This window comes from Acidimicrobiales bacterium (assembly GCA_016716005.1).
In the GTDB taxonomy this organism is placed as follows: domain Bacteria; phylum Actinomycetota; class Acidimicrobiia; order Acidimicrobiales; family JADJXE01; genus JADJXE01.
Genome location: JADJXE010000001.1, coordinates 3,388,961 through 3,404,944, shown reverse-complemented (window position 1 = coordinate 3,404,944; position 15,984 = coordinate 3,388,961). Strand labels below are relative to the sequence as shown.

The window sequence follows — 15,984 nt, the reverse complement described above, 5'->3', positions numbered from 1 at the left end:
CCAGGGCGCGGTCGCGCCCATTGGACGCTGCGCCCACCCGCCGGCGGCGCGCTGGACGCCGCGGCCCGTCAGAGACGGCCGGAGTCGGTGATGCGCTGGAGGAACCGCCGGGTCCGCTCCTCGGCGGGCGCCTCGAAGAGCTGGACCGGGGGGCCCTGCTCCACGATGCGACCGCCGTCGAGGAAGCACACGCGGTCGGCGATCTCGCGGGCGAAGCCCATCTCGTGGGTGGCGAGCACCATCGTCATCCCGGCGTCCTTCAGCTCACGGATCACTACCAGCACCTCGCCGACCAGCTCGGGGTCGAGGGCCGAAGTGACCTCGTCGAGGAGGAGCAGCTCCGGACCCATGGCCAGGGCCCGGACGATGGCCACCCGCTGCTGCTGACCCCCCGAGAGGCGGTCGGGGAACTCGTCGCGCTTGGCCGCCAGGCCGAAGCGCTCGAGCAGGACCTCGGCCTCGGCCCGCGCTCTCGCCCGGGGCACGCCCAGCACCTTCCGGGGGGCGAGCACCACGTTGTCCACCACCGAGAGGTGCGGGAACAGGTTGAACGACTGGAACACCATGCCGATGCGGCGGCGGATCCGGTCGGCTCGCAGCTGCGGGTCGCTGATCTCCTCGCCGTCGAGCAGGATCCGCCCGTCGTCGATCGGCTCCAGGAGGTTCACGCACCGCAGCAGGGTCGACTTCCCCGAGCCGGAGGCGCCGATCAGGCAAATCACCTCGTGGTCGCCCACGTCCAGGCTGACGTCGGCCAGGACGGTGTGCGAGCCGAAGGCCTTCCACACCCGGTCGATGACGAGCTTGGTCCCGCTCATGCCACGCGCGTCCCGCCGGTGCGCTCCCGCTGGCGGCCGATGAGCCAGTCGGTCATGCGGGTGAGGGGGATGGTGATGGCCAGGAAGATCGCGGCCGCGGCCACGTAGCTCGTGAAGTTGAAGGTCCGCGACGCGTAGATCTGGGCCTCGCGGGCCGCCTCGATGGGGCCGATCACCCCGACCAGGGCGGTGTCCTTCTGCAGGCTGATGAAGTCGTTCAGCAGGGGTGGGATCACGCGGCGGACGGCCTGCGGCAGCACCACGAACCGCAGCGCCTGCACGTTCGACAGCCCGAGGGAGCGCGCCGCGGCCCGCTGGCTCTCGTGCACCGACTCGATGCCGGCCCGGTACACCTCCGACACGTAGGCGGAGTAGGCGAGCACCAGCGACGTCGTCGCCCAGAACACCGGGCTGGAGGGCACGCCGTCGAGGCGCAGGGCCGGCACGCCGAAACCGAGCAGGAACAGCACCAGCAGGATCGGGACGCCACGGAACAGGTCGACGTAGACCGTGGCGAGCACCCGCACGGGGAACAGCACCGGCGACCGCGAGCTGCGGGCCACGGCCAGCAGCATGGCGAACACCAGGATGCAGACCTCGGCCACCACGAAGATCTGCACGTTCAGCTTGAACGCCCGGAGGATCTCCGGGAACGAGGCCGTGAAGCTGTCCCACGAGAAGAAGCTGGCGCGCACCTCGGGCCAGCCGTCCGAGGTGACGATCACCGCGGTCAGCACGGTGAACAGCACCACCGTGCTGACCGCGGCGATCAGGCCGCTGCGCCGCTTGCGCCGGCGCTCCAGGAGCTGGCGACGGGTCGGGCCCCGCCGCTCGGCCGGGCCTGCGGGAGCCACGACCGGGACGACCGGGCCGACCGGGCCGACCGGGCCTGCTCCCTCGGGTGCCACGAGGGGCAGACGCTAGTTGTCGATGGGGATGACGGGCGCCTCGACCACGTCGGACAGCCACTCCTGCTGGATGGCGGCGAGGTCGCCGCTGGCCTCGAGGCTGGCCAGGGCCTGGTTCACGCAGTCGCGCAGGGGGTTGCCCTTCTCGAAGACCATGCCGAACTGCTCCGGGGCGTCGCCGGCCGGCGGGAACTGGCCGATCACCTCGGTGCCCTCGATCTCCACGGCGCTCACGTAGAAGGCGGTCGGCAGGTCGAGCACGACGGCATCGATCTGCTGGGCGTCCAGCGCCGCCTTGGCCGCGTTGTTGTCGTTGTACACGAACGGCTCCTGCTCGGGCTGGATCACCTCGTTGATGAAGTCGAGGCTGGTGGTGCCCACCTGGGCGCCGAGCTTGAGGGCCTGCAGATCCTCGATCGACGTGGCCGACGCCGCCGGCGAGTCGGAGAAGCCGACGATGGCCTGGTTCACGTCGTAGTAGCCGTCGCTGAAGTCGACCGCCTCGGCCCGCTCGTCGGTGATCGACACCTGGTTGATGTCGAAGTCGAAGTCCTTCTCGCCGGGGGCGAAGGCGTTGTTGAACGGCACCACCGTCCAGGTGACCTCGTCGGCGGTGAAGCCCAGCTCGTCGGCGACGGCGTAGGCCACGGCGCTCTCGAAGCCCTGCCCGTTCGCCGGGTCGTCGTCCTCGAACCACGGCGGGAAGGCCGGGCTGTCGGTGCCGATGGTCAGCGTGCCGTCCTCCACCAGGGTGAGGTCGGCCTTGTCGCACGACGCCGCGGCGGCGTCGGTGGTGGCGCTGCCGGCGTCGTCGTCGTCACCGCCGCAGGCCGCCGCCACCAGGGCCACGGCGAGGGTCAGCCCGGCCAGCTTCCATGCGATGCCCGAGGCGCGCATCCGTCCTCCTCGTCGGGTACCGACGGACGCGTCGGCCGCTCCGTCCGCCGCACCGTACCGGCGGGAAACGCGACACAACAAGGAGGGATTCGGGTGCGGTCCGGTCCGGCTACGGTCGCCGGCCGTGCCCGCCACGGACCGCGTCGCCGAGCTCCTGGCCGCGGTGGCGGCAGGGAGCCCGCCGGCCCCGGACGGCAGGGTGGAGGTCGTGCCCCAGCCACCCGGCCCCGTGGCCGGCATCCTGGCGTTCGCGGCCCACCACGTGGTGGCCGCCGACGTCGACCCGGCGTGGGTCCACGCCCGGCTGCCGACGGGCGACTACGCCGCGCCTCTCGGCCCGGCGTTCGTCCGCGACCTGGGCGACCGGCTGGGCCGCCGGCCCGACAACCTCGACGTGGTGCTGGTCGGTCACGGACGCGGGCGCCGCTCGCCCCTGCCCCTGGTGCCCGTCGAGCCCGACGACGATCACCCGCGGGTGCAGCGGGCGCGCCGCTACCGCACCGATCTGCGCTGCTTCGAGACCACCGACGGCGCCGGCCTGGTGATCCTCGGCCGGGGACTGGCCGGCCGCCGGGAGGTGGCCTTCGAGGTGCGGCCGGCCGCTCGGGGCCGGGGCCTCGGCCGGCAGCTGGCGTCGGCCGGGCTCGACCTGGCTCCCGCCGGCGAGGCGGTGTTCGTCCAGGTCGCGCCGGGCAACGTGCCGTCGCTGCGGGCGGTGCTGCGGGCCGGGGGGTTCACGCCGGTCGGCGGCGAGATCCTCTTCCCCGGATGACGGCCGGTGGGCGCTACAGGACTCGAACCTGTGACCGCCTGGTTGTAAGCCAGGTGCGCTGCCAGCTGCGCCAAGCGCCCGAGGCGGCCAGGTTACGCCCCGCAGCGGCGCCGGCCGCAGGGGCGGCCCTGCGTCGGTCGGCGGATCAGAAGATGCCGCGTGGCACGAAGTACCAGTAGGCCCGGTTGAAGCCCCACTTGGCCAGGTGCCAGACCACCGAGGGCTTGGGGGGGCCCGGCGGGTGGTCGTAGTCGAAGCGGATGATCGTCGCCTTCCTGTCACCCATCTCGAAGAAGCACATCACCTGGCCCTCGTAGCGGGCCTTCTTCGGCTCCGGCGCTCGTCCCTCGACGGCGGCGACGATCTGCTCGACGATCGGGTGCGCCTCGTAGTGGGCCGTCGACCCGCTCTTCGAGATGGGCAGGTCGGTGCAGTCGCCGATGGCGTACACGTCGTCGACGCCCTCCACCCGCAGGCTGTGGCGGTCGGTGGGCAGCCAGCCGCCGCGGTCACCGAGACCGGAGGCGGTGATGACGTCGGCACCCCTGTGGGGCGGGACCAGGACGGCGAGGTCGTAGTCGAACGTCTCCCCCTCCAACGAGAGCACCTGGCGCTTGTCGGGGTCGACCGACTCGATGTTCACGAAGGTGTGGAGCTCGATCCCCTTCTGCTCGAAGATGGGGGCCACCATCTGCGAGGCCGACTCGATCGTGAACACCCGGTTGAGCGGCGACAGGAACTTGATCGTGGTGCGGTCGCGGACCCCCCGCTTGCGGAGGTACTCCTCGAGGAGCAGCACGAACTCGACCGGCGCCGGTGGGCACTTGTAGGGCATCCCCGCGATGCCGACGATGACCGTGCCTCCCTGGAACGCGCGCAGCTCCTCCCGGAGCCGCTCGGCGTCCTTCAGCGAGTAGAACCCGTGCGCGCCCTGGGTCAGACCGGGCACCGAGGCGTGGTCGAGGTGGGAGCCCGTCGCGATCACGAGGTGGTCGTAGCCGACCGGCCCCTCCTGCTCGAGGTGGACGACCTTGGCGTCGGTGTCGATGCGCCGGGCCCGGTCGACGATGAGACCGACGTCGCGACGCAGCAGCGAGCGGAGGTCGCGGGCGAGCCAGCCACCGTTCGCCTGACCGAAGGCAAGGTAGAGGAAGCCGGGCTGGTAGACGTGCAGGCCCGTGGCGTCGACCACCCTCACCCGAGCCGAGCCCGCCGGGAGCTGGCGCGCCAGCAGGTTGGCCGTCCGCGAACCGCCGACCCCGCCCCCGAGGACGAGGATCTCGGCGGGCACGGCTAGCGGGCCTTCTTCACGACGTACCGGCTGTAGCCGTCCTCGTCGCTGATCTCGACCATCTCGTGCTTGGCCTTGGCCACCCACGCCGGGATGTCGGTGCGGGAGCCGGGGTCCTTGGAGAGGATGGCGATGGTGTCACCCACGTCGGCGTCGCGGATGGCACGGATCAGCTCCATCAGGGGGCCCGGGCAGAACGAGCCGCGGGCGTCGATCTCCTTGGTGGCGGCGGTGGGCATGTGCGGCGCTCCTTCGCTCAGATGAAGACGACCGAGCCGCCGGCGGACAGCTCGATGAACCGGCCGACGCCGATGACGTCCTCGACCACGTCGACGAGGGCCTCCTTGGGCATGTCCATGAGATCCATGGTCATGGCGCAGGCGTGCACGTGCACGTCACCGATGTCGATGGCGTCGGCGAGCACGCTGCTCCAGGGCGGCACGCCCTTCTCCATCATGAGCTTGCCCATCATCTCGGCCATGTCGCCGGCCTCCGAGCTCATGGGCAGGGGCTGGCCGACCATGTCCTTCCGGAAGGCGTTGAGGCCCCAGAAGGTGAGGAACAGGTGCGTCTCGACCCCCATTGCGGCCGCCCCGGAGACCATGGTGGCCGCCGCCTGCAGCTTGTCGGCGCTGCCGGAGAACACGATGAAGGACATCTTCTCGGCCACCACGGACCTCCTCGCCTGTCGTGGCCGGGCGGGAGCCCGGATACCCCCCACCGTACCGGCGCGACGTCCGGCGCCCCAGGGCAGACGGTCAGCAGTCAGCGGGACCTTCGTCCTGCGCGCGTGGTGCAGGCGCACCACCCCCGGGGTCGAGCCCGGCGGCCACGTCGTCCTCGGCGCACACCGCCACACCGGCGTCGACCAGGGCCCGAGCCGTGACGCCCAGGCCGGGCACGAGCCGCCGGGAGAAGGTGCCGTCGTAGACCTCGTGGCACCCGCACGACGGCGACCGGGCCTTGAGCACCGCGGCGCGGGCACCCACCGCTCGGCCCAGCGCCACGGCGTGGCCGGCGCCACGCTCGTAGGCCCCGGTCACGTCCGTGCCGTCGAGGGTGCGGACCCGCCCGTCGGCCGCCAGCTCGGCCGGATCGCGGGGCGTCGCCAGCCCGCCGGCCGTCTCTGGGCACACGGGCACCAGGCGGTAGCGCGACGCCAGGCCGGCAACCGGGTCCGAGGGGTTGGCCTCGCCGCGGTGGTTGCAGCGCACGCCGAGCAGGCAGGCCGACACCAACAGGGCGGGGAGCGGCTGGGGCGCCGGGTCGACGGCCACGTCGCTCGGTGCTACCGACCCGGCCACGAGGGCGGGAGGGGCTGGGCGTGGGCTCGGGCCAGGGCCGCCAGGGCGCCGGCCGTCTCGGCCTGCAGCGGCGGCAGGGCCTCGGGCGGGAACCAGCCGACCTCGACGATCTCGGGCGAGCGCGGCTCGGCGTCAGCGGCGTCGACCGACGGGGCCAGGCGGGCGCGGAAGACCAGGTCGACCCGGCGGGGCCCGGGATCGACGACGACGGCGGGCTCCCCCAGCAGCTCCACCACCACACCGACCTCCTCGCGGACCTCTCGCCGGGCTGCCGCCTGGGCCGACTCCCCCCGGCCGAGCAGGCCCCCGGGCACGCCCCAGCGGTCGCGGTAGGCGTGCCGCACCAGCAGCAGGGCGCTCCCGTCGCCTTCCACGATGCACATGGCCCCCACCGTGTAGCTGGGCCCGAGCAGGCGCACGACGGCGATCCGGGCCCGTCGGGGCAGCCGGCGGTACAGCCCCAGCAGGCCGAGGTGGAGCCACCGCGACGGGCCTCCGGCGGGCGAACGCCCGGGCGTGCGCACGCTCACGCGAGCCGCTGGCGGGCCGACACCGCCGCCGCGAGCAGGTCGGGTGTGGCCGCGGCGACCGGGGTCCGACGGGCGGCGTGGTCGACCACCACCAGGTCGCGGCCGAAGGCGTCCACGATCTCGGCGCCGGCCTCGCGGCACACGAGCAGCCCGCCGAGGTAGTCCCACGGACCGTGCGCGTCCGGGCTGCAGTCGACGTAGGCGTCGAGCACGCCGCAGGCCACCGCGCACAGGTCGAGCGCCGCGGCACCCAGGGCCCGGTACTGCCTCCAGCCCAGGTGGACGGCGGCGTGGCCGGACAGCCCCACGATGGCGTCCGCGAGCCGGTCGCAGCCGCTCGGCTGCACCGGTCGGCCGTCGCGCCGGGCGCCGCCCCCCCGCACCGCCTCGAACCGCACCCCCGACGCCTGGTCGACCACCACCGCGGCGCGGGCGCCGTGGTCGTCGACGGCACAGAGGCTGGTGGCGTACCAGGGAACGCCCCGGCTGGCGTTGGTCGAGCCGTCGACGGGGTCGAGCACCACCACCACGTCCCCCTGGCCCGGACGGTGCCCGCTCTCCTCGCTCATCACCGCGAGACCGGCGTCGACCAGCACGCCCACGGCGGCCTCGTCGGCCACGAGGTCGCTGCGGTACTGCCCGGGTCGGGTGCCGGCCGGCCCCCAGTCGTCGAGCCCTCCCAGCACCACGGCGACGGCGTCGGCGGCCCCGTGGAGCGCGGCGAGCAGGTCGTCGTCGGTCACGACCGCTCACCGTAGCGGTCCGACCCCGCCGCCCCGGCCCCGATCCCGGCCCGGCGACGGGAGCAGCCGGAGCGCGCCGTGGCAGGCTGGAGGTGTCCGTCCGCCCGACCAGGAGCAGTGGTGGCCGCCATCGACGTCGCCGGGTTCGTCGCCGATCTGAAGGACCACGCCGCCGAGCACGGGTTCCACGTGCACGACGAGCGCCACTTCGTCGAGACGTACTCGCTCCGCCAGGCGTGGGAGGTCGACCTGCACCCCGAGGAGGCCTGCGGGGGCCCGCTCGACCTCCACCTGGCCCTCGAGGTCGACCCCCGGGTGCTGCTCGCCTTCGAGGACGCCGTCGTCGACCTCCCCGACGACGCCGAGCCGCCCGAGGGCTTCGCCTTCCCGCTCCACTTCACGTGGACCCTGCCGCCGCTCCCCCACCCCCCCGACCTGCTGGTGCTGGCCACCGAGCTGGCCGGCGTGGGCGGGGCCGACCTGCCCCTCGAGGTCTCGGCCATCGACTCGATCCCGAGCCCCACCGATCCGGCCGAGCGGAGCCTCAGCGTCGTCGCCCGGATGGAGGTGTCGCTGGGCCGCGTGTACCAGGGCGAGGAGCTGCTGTGCGGCACGCTCGACCGCTGCGCCGACGTGAGCCACTTCCTCCTGGAGCGGGCCCCCGTCTGGTTGGGCAGCTAGCGCGAGCCCCCGCCATCCGGCCGGGGGACGTCGACCGGCCGGAGCCGCCGGGCCACCGCCTCGTTGGCGTAGCCGGCCCACGCCACCGGCGTGGTCAGGTCGAGGGGCACGTCGAGCGGCCCGGGGGGCAGGGCCTCCACGACCACCCCCGCCGCCCGCGCCACCACCAAGGCGGCCAGGTCGTAGGGGTGGGCGCTGAACCCCGCCCCCGCGAAGAGCGGCCGGGGGTCGAGCACCGCGGCGTCGGCGCCGGTGGCCAGGCCGAGCAGCTGCCCGCCGGTGCACGGATAGGAGTCCTCCCACACCTCGAGGCCGGCCAGCAGGGCGTCCTCCCAGGCGCCGATGGGCCCCTTGGCCCCGGGCGCGAACCGGGCGACGGTGACGAAGGCACGGTCGACCTCCGGCCCCGGACGCGGCACCAGCCGCACCGGCGACGGTGCCAGGCCGCTCACCAGGTCGTCGTCCTCGGCCAGGGGGCGCTCGCCCCGGGCCGCCCATGCGGCCAGGCCGACGGCGGCCCGGCCCGTGGGCACCTCGACCGCAGCCCCCACCTCTAGGTCCTCCAGCGTCGTCGCCAGCCGTCCGGCACCGATCAGCACCCACGCGCTGCGCTTGCCGGCGAGGTAGGACCTGGTGCCGTCGAGGGGGTCGACCAGGTAGCGCCACGGGCCCTCGCCCAGCACCACGGGCTCGGCGATGCCCTCGACCAGCCAGGTGCCCGGCCATCCGGGCGCGACCAGCCGGCGGGCTGCGGCGAGGAGCGCGTCGTGGGCCCGCGCGTCGATGCCGAACACGTCGTCGCCGCCCTCGTGGCGCAGCACGCGGGCATCGGCGGCGGCCGCCACCGTCGGTGCCCGCACCGCGTCACGAACCGCGCGCCCCACGTCGGCGAGGGTGCGGGCCAGCTCCTGGGCCGTCCTCACCGGTCCAGCATCGCACCACCGGGGTGCGTCGCCACCTCCCGTTGGCCCGCCCCGGCCCACCGGCGTAGCGTCGAGACAGAGGGGGATCGCCATGACCGACCGACCCGAGAACCACATGCGGGACACGGACGCCTTCGCCTGGTACATGGAGCGCGACCCGCTGCTCCGGTCGACCGTGGTGTCGGTGGCCCTGCTCGACCGCGAGCCCGACCTCGACGTGCTGGAGGACCGGGCCGACCGGGCCAGCCGCACGGTGCCCGGGCTGCGCCACAAGGTGGTGGAGGCGCCCTACCGGCTGGCGCCGCCCCGCTGGGTGGTCGACCCCGACTTCGATCTCAGCTGGCACCTGCGCCAGGTGGCGGCCCCACCCCCGAACGACCTGGCCACCGTGCTCGACCTCGCCCGCCACGTGGGTATGGCGGCGTTCGACCCGGCCCGGCCGCTGTGGGAGTGGACGCTCGTCGACGGGCTGGCCGACGGCAGTGCCGCTCTCGTGCTCAAGCTGCACCACTCCCTCACCGACGGCATCGGCGGCATGCAGCTGGCGGCCTCGCTGTTCGATCTCGAGCGCGACGCCCCCGACCGCGGCCCCCTGCCCGACGCCCCCGAGGGCGAGCGGCCGTCGGCGACCGGGATCCTCCTCGACGCCATCGGCTACCAGGCGGGGCGGGCCGCCGGCGTCGGCCGGCAGATGCTGGGCGGCGCGGCCGGCGCTGCTCGCAGCGCAGTCCGCGACCCGGTGGGCACGGTCCGCAGCGCGATGCGCACCGCGGCGTCGGTCGGCCGCTTCGTGGCACCGATCAACGAGACCCGCTCACCGGTGATGACCGAGCGGCGCCTCGGCTGGCACTACGACGTGCTCGACGTGCCGCTCGACGATCTCCGGCGCGCGGCCAAGGCTGCGGGGGGCACCCTGAACGACGCCTTCCTCGGGGGCGTCACCGGCGGGCTGCGGCGCTTCCACGAGCGCTACGGGGCGGTGATCGACGAGCTGCGGGTGACCATGCCCATCAGCGTCCGCACCGAGGACGACCCGGCCGGCGGGAACCGCATCACGCTCATCCGCTTCGGGGTGCCGTCGGGCATCGTCGACCCGACCGAGCGCATGCTGCGCCTGCACGACCTGGCCGCGGACGCACAGGCCGAACCGGCCATCCCGCACAGCAACGCCATCGCCGCGGCCCTCAACGTGCTGCCGCCACAGGTGGTGGGGGGCATGCTCAAGCACGTCGACTTCCTGGCGAGCAACGTGCCCGGCTTGGCCACCCCGCTGTACATCGGGGGCGCCAAGCTCACCGCCTTCTACCCCTTCGGCCCCACGATCGGTGCGGCCGTCAACGTCACCCTGCTGTCGTACTGCGGCACCTGCTCGATGGGGGTCACCACCGACACCGGTGCGGTCGAGGATCCCGACGCCCTGCTCGACTGCCTGGGCGAGTCGTTCGCCGAGATCATGGATCTCGGCGGTGACCACGCCGGGGTGCGGTTCCCCTCCCGGTCGGGCTGACCCCGCCGCGGGCCCGACGGCGGGTGCCCCCGTGGTCGCCCAGCGACCATCGGCGCACCAGGCTCAGCGGGCGTCCGCACACCGAGCTCAGCGAACCTCGACGGCGGTGGCGACCACGGCCCGCTGGCGGTGCTCGACGACCGGCCCGGCCAGGTCGACCACGGCCGTCGCCACCACGTCCGCCGCCGATCGGGCCACCGAGAACGTGAACGTGCCCGGCTCGACGACGAAGCGCATCGAGGGGTCGTAGAAGGCGAGCCGGCTCGGGTGCACGGTGAACGCGACCTGGCGGCTCTCGCCGGGATCGAGGGCCACCCGCGCGAAGCCCAGCAGCAGCCGGTCGGGACGGGCCACCGACGCCACGTCGTCGCGGCCGTAGAGCTGGACGACCTCGACGCCGGCCCGCGTGCCGGTGTTGGTGATGACGACCGACACGGTCACCGGCTCCTCGGTGCTCGCGCCCTCGGCGACCAGCCCGGTGTGGACGAAGCTGGCGTACGAGAGCCCGTGACCGAACGGGAAGAGCGGCGTGGTCGCCGAGTCCACGTAGTCGCCGTGGAAGGCCGAGCGGCCACCGCCGGCCCGGTGGCCGTGGTGCACCGGCACCTGCCCCACCGAGCGGGGCAGGCTCACCGGCAGGCGCCCGGACGGGTCGACGGCGCCGAACAGCACGTCGGCGAGGGCGTGGCCGCCCTCCTCGCCCGGAGGGAAGCCGAAGATCACCGCCGGCACGTGCTCGGCGACCCAGGGCAGCGCGTGCACCCGGCCGCTGAGCACCACGACGACGGTGGGCGTGCCGGTGGCGACCACCTCCTCGACCAGGTGCTGCTGGGCGCCGGTGAGGCCCAGGTCGGTCGCGTCGCGGGCCTCTCCCACGGTGCATCCGGGCAGCAGCCCGGAGCGGCCGCCCACGCACACCACGGCCACGTCGGCCCGAGCGGCGGCCGCCACGGCGTCGGGGATGCCCCCGGGATCGGGGTCGGTCACGTCGCAGCCCCGCTCGTGGAGCACCCGGGTGCCGGGCCCCAGCGCGGCGCGGATGCCGGCCAGGGGCGTGACGTGGGGCGTGAAGTACGGCCCCGCGTCGAAGGCGCCACCGGCCTCGGGCAGGAAGGCCACCCCGCCCGCCCCCGCGGCGGGTGCGTCGTCCGACGTGAGGCTGATCCCGCTCTGGTAGACGATCTCGACGTGGGCCGGGTAGTGGTAGTCGCCCTGGAGGAGGCGCTCGTCGTCGGCCAGGGGCCCGACCACCGCGATGGTGCCCACGGTGGGGGGCAGCGGCAGCAGCCCACCCTCGTTCCGGAGCAGCACGAGCGACCGGGCCGCGGCCCGGCGGGCGAGGGCCCGCTGACCGGGCGTGTCGAACACCTCGGCGGCCCGGGCGGCATCGACGTAGGGCCGCTCGAACAGGCCGAGGCGCAGCTTCGACGCCAGCACCCGCCCGCAGGCCCGATCGACCACTTCGAGGGGGACCCGGCCGGCCTCCACCTCGGCCCGCAGCGGGTCGCCGTAGCAGTTCGAGGCGGGCAGCTCGAGGTCGAGCCCCGCGGTGAGGGCCAGCGCCGCGGCCTGGCCCGGGTCGGCGGCCACGCGGTGATGCACCAGCAGCAGCACGACCGAGAAGTAGTCGGCGACCACCACCCCGTCGAAGCCCAGCTCGTCGCGGAGCAGGCCGGTCAGGATCTCGGGGGCCCCGGCACAGGGCAGGCCGTCGACCGAGCTGTACGAGTTCATGACCGAGGCCAGCCCGGCGTCGCGGATCGCGGCCGCGAACGGCTCGGCGTAGACCTCGCGCAGCTCCCGGGGCCCGAGGTGGACGGGGGCGTGGTTCATCCCGCCCTCGGGCAGGCCGTAGCCGAGGAAGTGCTTGCCGGTGGCCAGCACGCCGCCCCGCAGGTCGGCCGTCTGGAGGCCGCGGACGTAGGCGGTGCCGATCCGGCCGGCGAGGTACGGGTCCTCGCCGTACGTCTCCTCCACCCGGCCCCAGCGCGGGTCACGGGCCACGTCGAGGACCGGGGCCAGCGTCTGGCGGGCCCCCACGGCCACGAGCTGGTCGCGGATCACGCCGGCGACGTCCTCGACCAGGCCCTCGTCCCACGTGGCGGCCAAGCCGGCGCCCTGGGGGAAGACGGTGGCGTCCCGGGCGCAGAAGCCGCCGGTCGACTCCTCGTGGACCACCACGGGGATGCCCAGCCGCGTGCGCTCCACGGCGACGCGCTGGATCTCGTTCGTCAGCGCGGCGCTGGCCGACGGCCGCAGGCCCGTGGACGCGCCGATGCGGGTGACGTGGCCGACGCCGTGCCGGAGCCGCTCCGCCACCCAGTCGGGGTCGAGGCGATCTCCCCGCACCAGCGACGTGAGCCACACCCCACCGAGCTGGGCGAGCTTCTCGTCGAGGGTCATCCGGCCGAGCAGGTCCGCGACCCGCTCGTCGACGCTGGCGGACGGGTCGCGGTAGGTGGGGAGCTCGCTCACGGCGACGGTTCTACTCGGCGGGCGCCCGCTCGGCCCGGGCACCGGGCTCTGATCGCGTCGGAGGTCCGCCAGGTCGGCGGCTGGTCGCGGCGCGGCTTCTCCGGTCGCATCAGGACGCCCGTAGCCTGCTCCGGGTGGGCGACTACGAGCGCTTCCATCCCGCGACGCGGGCCGAGTGGAGGGCGTGGCTCGACGCGCACCACGACACCAGCCCCGGTATCTGGCTCGTCCAGTGGCGGACAGCGACCGGGCGGCGCCGGATGACGTACGACGACGTCGTCGAGGAGGCCCTGTGCTTCGGCTGGATCGACAGCCGGGGGAACAGGCTCGACGAAGAGCGCTCGATGACCCTGATGACGCCGCGCAGGCCGGCGAGCGTGTGGGCCCGCTCGAACAAGGAGCGGGTCGAGAGGCTCATCGCCGAGGGACGCATGACCGAGGCCGGTCTGCGGGCCGTCGACCGCGCCAGGGCCAACGGGTCGTGGACGATGCTCGACGACGTCGACGACCTGGTCGTGCCGGACGATCTCGCGCTCGCGCTCTCCCGTGACGAACAGGCTCGGCGGTGCTTCGACGCCTTCCCGCCGTCGGCCAAGAAGACGATCCTCTACTGGATCAAGAGCGCCAAGCGGGCCGAGACGCGGCGACACCGGATCGAGGAGACGGTGCGCCTCGCGGCCCAGAACATCCGTGCTCCGCGTCCGCCACACCCGTAGGCGGTCAGCGCAGCTCGTACATCTCGTAGACGAGCGAGGTGGGGCTGGGGAACGTGCCCTTGGCCACCGCTTGGATGCGGTTCAGCCACTGGTACCGCTCGTCGCCGGTGTGGAACAGCGGGGTGGCGTACGCCGTCATCGTCTCGAGCAGGAGCCGGCCGCTGTAGGTGGCGTGCACGACGGCGCCGTCGTCGGTCTCCAGGGTGATCTTCACGTCGAGGGTCCCGACCCCCTCGGGGGAGACCTTCAGCCAGTCGGCCGCGGCCCGGCCCTTCATCGACCCGGCGAGCCGCTCGCCCTCGAACCGAGCGGCCGTCACCTCCCCGATCAGCAGGCCAGGAGAGACCACGATGACGTCGGCGAGGGAGACGGTGGCGGTGCACAGCGGTACCAGTTCGAGAGCCATGCGCTGCATCCTGCCCCGTCACGCCGCCCGCCGCTGGAGCCCGCCTTCCCGAGACCGCCGTGGTCCAGCCCGGCCTCCCCGGCGGCTGGTGCTAGGGGATGTCGCAGTGCTCCGCGGCGTAGGTGCTCACCGCGTCGTACTCGCCCGAGCCGAGCGCGCTCTGGAAGTCCTGGGCGGCCGGCTGCATGGCGACCGGGTCCCAGTCGCTGGCGTCGCCGGCCGAGATCAGGTCGCCGTACAGGGCGACGAGGGCGTCGACCTCGGAGCGGATCTCCTCGGGCGCCACCGCAGCCGCCTGCTGCACCAGGTCGTACTGCTCCTTCAGGACGCGCTCGACCTCGGCGGGGTCGGCCGCGCCGACCGTCTGCCGGCCGACCTCGGACACCTGCGCGGCCAGGGCGCAGTACTCCTCTTCGGACCCGCCGCCGGCGTCGTCGCCATCGTCGCCACACGCGACCAGACCTCCGAGGACGAGGGCACCTGCGAACACGAGGGCGAGGCCTCGGCGGGCGACGGAGCGCTTCGGGGCCATGACGGTCACCTTCCGTCCGGGTTGGGACCCGTGGACCCTATCGGCGCGTCGCCGAGTGCGCCCGACCACCCTCGTCGGGAGCCAGGTCGGGGGGGACCTGCACGCTCCCACTCCCCGAACGGCTCATGGCCGGCCGCGTGATGCTCAGGGGACCGCGACGTCGAGGTCGGGTGGGCCGGGCGTGAAGCCCCTCACCTCGCCCGAGTCGATCTCGGCCTGGGCGAAGCAGTCGGTGCCGGGGCCACCCCAGATCTCGTCGACCCCGGGTCCGCCGACCAGCACCCGTCGCCGGCCCCGCCCCCCAGGGTGTCGTTGCCGTCCTCACCGAACAGCTGGTCGTCGCCCTCCTCTCCGAAGATGGCGTCGTTGCCGGGTCCGCCTCGCACACGAGCCGACCGGGATTGCCCTCCGGACTGTGCCTACGGCGTGGAGGGAGCGGCGCCCGGGCGGCTCGGGACGTCGGCTGGCGCCAGGGGCGTCAGCTCGACAGCCATGAAGGCCAGCCGCCGGAAGAGCCGCTCGGCCGGCGCCCGGAACGAGCGAGCCGCCAGAGCCCGTGCGAGGACGGGCCGATCCCGGGCCCGGAACCGGCAGTACTCGATCTCGACGTGGCGGACCACGTAGCGACGATCGAAGGAGGCCCGCAGCTCCCGGTAGGGCCGGTAGACGCAGTAGCGGTCGATCCAGCCGAGGCGCCAGTCGACCCACTCCCGGCGCGTCCGCCCCTCCTTCCAGTCACCGAACCCTGCTGTTCGCAGCACCAGGGTGTACGCGGTGCGGAACCGACCCGGCCGCAGGCGGTGGGCGAGGGGGATGTGGATGTGGCCCTCCCGCAGCACCTCCCGCGACGGGAAGTGGTGGTACATGCGGCCACCGGGCCGCAACACCCGGTCGAGCTGGTCGAGCACCCCTTCGAGATCTTCCACGTGCTCGAACACCTGGTCCGAGATCACGAGGTCGAAGAAGGCGTCCTCGAAGGGCAGCACGCCGTCGGCGCCGATGGCCCGCACGATCCCAGCGTCGAGCAGCTGCTCGAAGAGCTCACCGCGATACTCGGCCCCGTCGTAGAACGTGTCCGCGCCGTAGCAGTCGACCCCCGCGGCTCGCAGCATCCGCACCGCGGCGCCGCCACCGCAGCCGAAGTCGAGCACTCGGAGCCGATCCGAGTCGGGCAGCGAGGTGACGTAGGCCGAGAAGAAGCGGCGATTGACATCTGCGGAATCCTCGGCGGCCGCGACGGCGAGGTCCGGGCTGCGGTCAGGACCGACGACCCGCTCGGCGAGCGGCTTCGGTCGAGCGGCACCGTTGGCGGTCGTCATGCCTGCCCTCCGGACGGTCGCTCACACGTCCACCTCCGGAGGATAGGTCCGAACCGGGGGTCGCCCTCCAGCCGGCGCCCTGTTCCCGGCCTCCAGCTCGAGCGCCCGCTGCGCGTCCGGCGCCGGGCCGAGCTATTCGAGGGCCGCCCGGCGGTAGGGCAG

Annotated in this window: 19 protein-coding genes and 1 tRNA gene; 4 read left to right on the top strand and 16 right to left on the bottom strand. The window is 73.9% G+C overall.

The window, feature by feature from the left end; translation table 11 throughout:
* Nucleotides 1-68: 68 nt before the first annotated feature.
* The 3 genes from IPM45_16545 to IPM45_16535 all read right to left on the bottom strand — a co-directional run bounded on the left by IPM45_16545 (nucleotide 69) and on the right by IPM45_16535 (nucleotide 2,623).
* Nucleotides 69-818: an amino acid ABC transporter ATP-binding protein gene (locus IPM45_16545; protein MBK9181137.1), complete on the bottom strand. Its 750-nt coding sequence runs from the start codon at nucleotides 816-818 to the stop codon at nucleotides 69-71.
* Complete coding sequence (locus tag IPM45_16540; GenBank protein MBK9181136.1) at nucleotides 815-1,621, bottom strand: amino acid ABC transporter permease; 807 nt, start codon at nucleotides 1,619-1,621, stop codon at nucleotides 815-817. The genes IPM45_16545 and IPM45_16540 overlap by 4 nt, the downstream gene beginning before the upstream one ends.
* 117 nt (nucleotides 1,622-1,738) lie before the next feature.
* The gene (locus tag IPM45_16535) at nucleotides 1,739-2,623 is read right to left on the bottom strand and encodes an amino acid ABC transporter substrate-binding protein (GenBank protein MBK9181135.1); all 885 of its coding nucleotides are present in this window, start codon (nucleotides 2,621-2,623) and stop codon (nucleotides 1,739-1,741) included.
* 124 nt (nucleotides 2,624-2,747) lie between these two features.
* Here IPM45_16535 and IPM45_16530 point away from each other — a divergent pair, with 124 nt between their 5' ends.
* Nucleotides 2,748-3,395, top strand: coding sequence for a GNAT family N-acetyltransferase (locus IPM45_16530; protein MBK9181134.1), 648 nt, complete (start codon nucleotides 2,748-2,750; stop codon nucleotides 3,393-3,395).
* A gap of 7 nt (nucleotides 3,396-3,402) precedes the next feature.
* Here IPM45_16530 and IPM45_16525 read toward each other — a convergent pair.
* The 7 genes from IPM45_16525 to IPM45_16495 form a co-directional block, all read right to left on the bottom strand.
* Nucleotides 3,403-3,475 (bottom strand) — tRNA-Val (locus IPM45_16525).
* A 65-nt stretch (nucleotides 3,476-3,540) separates the two neighbouring features.
* Nucleotides 3,541-4,686, bottom strand: a complete 1,146-nt coding sequence (locus IPM45_16520) for an FAD-dependent oxidoreductase (GenBank protein ID MBK9181133.1) — start codon at nucleotides 4,684-4,686, stop codon at nucleotides 3,541-3,543.
* Between the two features lie 2 nt (nucleotides 4,687-4,688).
* Nucleotides 4,689-4,925 (bottom strand): sulfurtransferase TusA family protein, encoded by a 237-nt coding sequence (locus IPM45_16515; protein ID MBK9181132.1) that lies wholly within the window; start codon nucleotides 4,923-4,925, stop codon nucleotides 4,689-4,691.
* Nucleotides 4,926-4,942: 17 nt separating this feature from the next.
* The gene (locus IPM45_16510) at nucleotides 4,943-5,356 is read right to left on the bottom strand and encodes a DsrE/DsrF/DrsH-like family protein (protein ID MBK9181131.1); all 414 of its coding nucleotides are present in this window, start codon (nucleotides 5,354-5,356) and stop codon (nucleotides 4,943-4,945) included.
* Nucleotides 5,357-5,444: 88 nt separating this feature from the next.
* A complete protein-coding gene (locus IPM45_16505; protein MBK9181130.1) occupies nucleotides 5,445-5,927 on the bottom strand; it encodes a DUF523 domain-containing protein in 483 nt (160 codons plus the stop codon).
* Between the two features lie 47 nt (nucleotides 5,928-5,974).
* Nucleotides 5,975-6,520 (bottom strand): NUDIX domain-containing protein, encoded by a 546-nt coding sequence (locus tag IPM45_16500; protein MBK9181129.1) that lies wholly within the window; start codon nucleotides 6,518-6,520, stop codon nucleotides 5,975-5,977.
* A complete protein-coding gene (locus IPM45_16495; GenBank protein MBK9181128.1) occupies nucleotides 6,517-7,263 on the bottom strand; it encodes a hypothetical protein in 747 nt (248 codons plus the stop codon). Before IPM45_16495 ends, IPM45_16500 begins: the two co-directional genes overlap by 4 nt.
* Before the next feature lie 120 nt (nucleotides 7,264-7,383).
* Between IPM45_16495 and IPM45_16490 the strand changes: the two genes are divergently transcribed.
* Nucleotides 7,384-7,944 (top strand): hypothetical protein, encoded by a 561-nt coding sequence (locus IPM45_16490; protein ID MBK9181127.1) that lies wholly within the window; start codon nucleotides 7,384-7,386, stop codon nucleotides 7,942-7,944.
* Here IPM45_16490 and IPM45_16485 read toward each other — a convergent pair.
* Nucleotides 7,941-8,867 carry a hypothetical protein gene (locus tag IPM45_16485; GenBank protein MBK9181126.1) on the bottom strand — a complete coding sequence of 309 codons (927 nt, stop codon included), beginning with the start codon at nucleotides 8,865-8,867 and terminating at the stop codon, nucleotides 7,941-7,943. The two genes, IPM45_16490 and IPM45_16485, sit on opposite strands and share 4 nt — an antisense overlap.
* A 91-nt stretch (nucleotides 8,868-8,958) precedes the next feature.
* Here IPM45_16485 and IPM45_16480 point away from each other — a divergent pair, with 91 nt between their 5' ends.
* Entirely contained in the window at nucleotides 8,959-10,374 is a 1,416-nt protein-coding gene (locus tag IPM45_16480; protein ID MBK9181125.1) for a DUF1298 domain-containing protein, read from the top strand.
* Between the two features lie 87 nt (nucleotides 10,375-10,461).
* Here IPM45_16480 and IPM45_16475 read toward each other — a convergent pair whose 3' ends face one another.
* On the bottom strand, nucleotides 10,462-12,777 hold the full coding sequence (locus IPM45_16475; GenBank protein MBK9181124.1) for a glycoside hydrolase family 3 C-terminal domain-containing protein: 2,316 nt from the start codon (nucleotides 12,775-12,777) through the stop codon (nucleotides 10,462-10,464).
* Nucleotides 12,778-12,974: 197 nt separating this feature from the next.
* Here IPM45_16475 and IPM45_16470 point away from each other — a divergent pair, with 197 nt between their 5' ends.
* Nucleotides 12,975-13,565 carry a YdeI/OmpD-associated family protein gene (locus tag IPM45_16470; protein MBK9181123.1) on the top strand — a complete coding sequence of 197 codons (591 nt, stop codon included), beginning with the start codon at nucleotides 12,975-12,977 and terminating at the stop codon, nucleotides 13,563-13,565.
* Nucleotides 13,566-13,569: 4 nt separating this feature from the next.
* On the opposite strand, the gene IPM45_16465 is transcribed toward IPM45_16470, so the two are convergent.
* The 4 genes from IPM45_16465 to IPM45_16450 all read right to left on the bottom strand — a co-directional run bounded on the left by IPM45_16465 (nucleotide 13,570) and on the right by IPM45_16450 (nucleotide 15,822).
* On the bottom strand, nucleotides 13,570-13,980 hold the full coding sequence (locus tag IPM45_16465) for a DUF3237 domain-containing protein (protein ID MBK9181122.1): 411 nt from the start codon (nucleotides 13,978-13,980) through the stop codon (nucleotides 13,570-13,572).
* Between the two features lie 82 nt (nucleotides 13,981-14,062).
* On the bottom strand, nucleotides 14,063-14,503 hold the full coding sequence (locus tag IPM45_16460) for a hypothetical protein (protein MBK9181121.1): 441 nt from the start codon (nucleotides 14,501-14,503) through the stop codon (nucleotides 14,063-14,065).
* A 191-nt stretch (nucleotides 14,504-14,694) separates the two neighbouring features.
* The gene (locus IPM45_16455) at nucleotides 14,695-14,889 is read right to left on the bottom strand and encodes a hypothetical protein (GenBank protein MBK9181120.1); all 195 of its coding nucleotides are present in this window, start codon (nucleotides 14,887-14,889) and stop codon (nucleotides 14,695-14,697) included.
* Nucleotides 14,890-14,922: 33 nt separating this feature from the next.
* Nucleotides 14,923-15,822 (bottom strand): class I SAM-dependent methyltransferase, encoded by a 900-nt coding sequence (locus IPM45_16450; protein ID MBK9181119.1) that lies wholly within the window; start codon nucleotides 15,820-15,822, stop codon nucleotides 14,923-14,925.
* Nucleotides 15,823-15,984 lie beyond the last annotated feature (162 nt).